The following is a 3459-nucleotide window of genomic DNA, read 5'->3' on the forward strand; positions in this document are numbered from 1 at the left end:
GCGCGACGACCGGCAGGCCCAGCCGCTCCGCCACGCTCTGGCGGGTCATCACCAGCGCGGCGGCGCCGTCCGAGATGGAGGAGGCGTTGGCCGCGGTGATGGTGCCGTCCTTCACAAAGGCGGGGCGCAGCGAGGGGATCTTGTCCGGCTTCGCCTTGCCCGGCTGCTCGTCGGTGTCGATGATCGTATCGCCGCCCCGGCCCGAGACCGTGACGGGCGTGATTTCGCGCTTGAACGCGCCCGACGCGATCGCCGCATTGGCGCGGGACAAAGAGCGGATGGCATAATCATCCTGGTCGGCGCGGCTGAACTGATAGTCGCGCACCGCATCCTCGGCAAAGACGCCCATCGCCTTGCCGGGTTCATAGGCGTCTTCCAGCCCGTCCATCATCATCGTGTCGATGATCCGGTCATGGCCGATCCGCGCGCCCGCGCGATGTTTGGGCAGCGCATAGGGGGCGTTGGTCATGCTTTCCATGCCGCCCGCCACGATGATGTCGGCCGCGCCGGCAGCCAGCGCCTCATGCGCCATGATTGCGGCCTGCATCCCCGATCCGCACATCTTGTTGACCGTGGTCGCTTCGGTATTGAGACCCAGGCCCGCGCCCAGCGCCGCCTGGCGCGCGGGCGCCTGGCCCAGGCCTGCGGGAAGGACGCAGCCCATATAGATGCGATCGACAGCGTTGGCGCCGACCCCGGCCCGCGCGACCGCGGCCTTGACCGCCGCAGCGCCCAGATCCGTGGCCTTGAGCGGCGAAAGCGCGCCCTGGAAACCACCCATGGGAGTGCGGGCATAGCCCGCGATGACGACCGGATCATTGTTCATTGCTGATATCCTTCAAAGGCTGCGCGCGATGACCATGCGCTGGATGTCGGAGGTGCCCTCGTAAATCTGGCAGACGCGGACATCGCGATAGATTTTGGCGATGCCATATTCCTCCAGATAGCCATAGCCGCCCAGCGTCTGCATCGCGCCGGAGACGATCGCCTCGGCCGCTTCGGAGGCGAAGAGCTTGGCCATGGACGCCTGAGTCAGGGCCGGTTGCCCTTCATCCTTGAGCGCGGCGGCGGAGAGGACGAGCTGGCGCGCTGCTTCCAGCCGGGTGGCGAGGTCGGCGAGGCGAAAGCCCACCGCTTGATGGTCGATGATGGCCTTGCCCATGGAATGGCGGTCCTTCGCATAAGCGACCGCGATCTCCAGCGCGGCCTGCGCCATGCCAACGCATTGCGCGGCGATGCCGATCCGCCCGGTTTCGAGATTGGCCAGGGCAAGGGCGTAACCCTGTCCCGGCGCGCCCAGCAGCAGATCATCCTCCACGAACAGATCCTCAAACCGCAGCGCGCAGGTGTCGGACGCGCCCTGGCCCATTTTATGTTCGACCTTGTCGACATGATGGCCGGGGCGGCCGGTGGGCACGAGGAAGGCGGACAGTCCCTTTTTCCCTGCTTGCGGGTCGGTGACGGCGATGACCATGGTGAGGCCGCTGATCCGGCCGGAGGTGATGAACTGCTTGGCGCCGTTGATGCGCCAGCCGCCATCGACCTTCTGCGCCCGGGTGCGAACGGCAGCGGCGTCCGAGCCGGCATCGGCTTCGGTCAGCGCGAAGGCGCCGATCATGCGGCCGGCAATGAGGTCGGGCAGGAAGCGCTGACGCTGCGCATCGTCGCCATCCTTGAGCAAGGCGCCCACCATGATGCTGTTCTGGATCGACACGATGGTCGAAAGCGCGCCGTCGGCAGCCGCGATCTCCATCAAGGCGAGCGCGTAGGAAACAGCGTCTGCCCCGGCGCCACCATAAGCGTCCGGCGCGGTCATGCCCCAGAGGCCGAGCGCGCCCATGTCCTGGAACAAGGCGGGGGGATAGCCGCCCTCCGCCTCGAACCGGGCGCTGTGCGGACGAATCCGGTCCTGCGCGAAACCTCTCACCATATCGCGGATGGAACGCTGTGTTTCTGTCAGCATAAACTCGCCCGTCGTTTCTATACTTGCGAGTAGATTGCTTATTGGAAGGTTTTTTTTCAAGAGCGACCAGGAGGAGAATGGCATTGCCGACCAGTGCTGCGCAAAGCGCGCCGTCCCCGTTCCGGACGCGCGAGGAGAAGATGAGGGATCGGGCGGAGAAGCGCGACGCCGTGCTGCGCGCGGCAGTGCGCATGTTCAACGCGCGCGGCTATCATGCGACGTCACTGGACGATGTGGCGGCGTCGCTGGGGATCAGCAAGCCGACCATCTATCATTATCTTGGCAACAAGGAGCAGGTGCTGACCGAATGCGTATCGCGCGGGCTGGAGCCGTTGCGGCTGGCGGCCGAGGCGGCGAAAAGCGAGCCGGGCAGCGGGCTGGAGCGGCTGCGCCGGTTCCTGCTCGATTATGCGCGTACGAACATGGATGATTTTGGCCGCTGCATGGTCCGCACCGGGGACGAGCTGTTGTCGCCGGAGGGCGCGGCCCAGATCCGGGCGCGCAAGCGGGACATTGACGATGCGCTGCGCACGCTGATCGCCGACGGGGTGGCGGATGGATCGATCGCGCCGGTCGATGTGAAGATGACCGCCTTCGCGCTGGCCGGGGCGCTCAACTGGCCCGCGCGCTGGCATGATCCGGCCGGGCCGATGGCGCCGGACGCGATCGCGGCCGCGCTGGTCGACGTCCTGATCGGGGGACTGGCGCCGCGCGGCTAGCGCGGGACAGATGCGGCGGTCGCCCACAAGAGACCGGCGAGGGACTTTAGTCGAGCAGGCGGAAGCCGATTTCCACGCGCAGGCCCAGCACCCAGGCATCGGTGACAGTGGGATCGGCCGATGGGTTGCGGACATATTGCACGTTGGGCTGGACCGACAGCCATGGCGCGAGCGGCGTGCGATAGCTGGCCTCCGCCGACATTTCCGCGCGTTCCGCGCCATAAGCGCGCCGATATTCAGGGGAGGTGAAGGCGCCGATGACCGCCAGCCCGACCTCATCCTGCGGTCGGTCCTCGATCCAGCCGGTCGCCTTGACGCCGGCGCTGGCGAAGCGGTCGAACATGTTGAAATGCCGGTTCGCGGTGCCCAACCGAAAAAAACCGTCGAGGCGGGCATCGCCCTTCCCCGCCAGCTTCGTTTCGCCGCGCAGGTAAAAACCGCCATTGCCCCTGCCCTGCCCGCCGTCGAAGCGATCAAAGGTCGCGGTATAGCGCCAATGGCCGAGCAGCAGGCGACCATCGCCCAACGGCGCCTCTACCTCGCCGATCAGCAGCGCGCCTTCATCCCCGTCCAGTTTGAAGACGGTGCGAGCGGGATGATCGGGATCGCCCGGCTGGCCTTCCAGCACGGCGGCGCGGATCGCCCAGCCTTCCCCCGGCCGATAGAATATGCGCGCGCCAAGGCCGGTCGCGGGGAAAACCGAGGGGCCATTGCTGCCCGACATGCCGATGTCGCTGCCCATGCCATGCGCGCCGCCGACGAAGAAGCTGGCGGCGG

General features: G+C 67.0%; 4 protein-coding genes. 1 reads left to right on the forward strand and 3 read right to left on the reverse strand.

Translation table 11 applies throughout. The features are described from left to right. On the reverse strand, nt 1-826 hold an 826-nt coding region (locus C100_RS31050), incomplete at its 3' end, for an acetyl-CoA C-acyltransferase (RefSeq protein ID WP_024018940.1). A gap of 12 nt (nt 827-838) precedes the next feature. Next, nucleotides 839-1963 carry an acyl-CoA dehydrogenase family protein gene (locus C100_RS31055; RefSeq protein WP_024018941.1) on the reverse strand — a complete coding sequence of 375 codons (1125 nt, stop codon included), beginning with the start codon at nt 1961-1963 and terminating at the stop codon, nt 839-841. A 77-nt stretch (nt 1964-2040) separates the two neighbouring features. On the opposite strand from C100_RS31055, the gene C100_RS31060 reads away from it, so the two are divergent. Next, a complete protein-coding gene (locus C100_RS31060) occupies nt 2041-2682 on the forward strand; it encodes a TetR/AcrR family transcriptional regulator (protein WP_024018942.1) in 642 nt (213 codons plus the stop codon). Between the two features lie 46 nt (nt 2683-2728). Here the strand turns inward: C100_RS31060 and C100_RS31065 are convergent. After that, the coding region (locus C100_RS31065) for a carbohydrate porin (RefSeq protein ID WP_024018943.1) at nt 2729-3459 on the reverse strand (731 nt) is incomplete at its 5' end.

The organism is Sphingobium sp. C100 (genome assembly GCF_000508185.1).
Classification (GTDB): Bacteria; Pseudomonadota; Alphaproteobacteria; order Sphingomonadales; family Sphingomonadaceae; genus Sphingobium.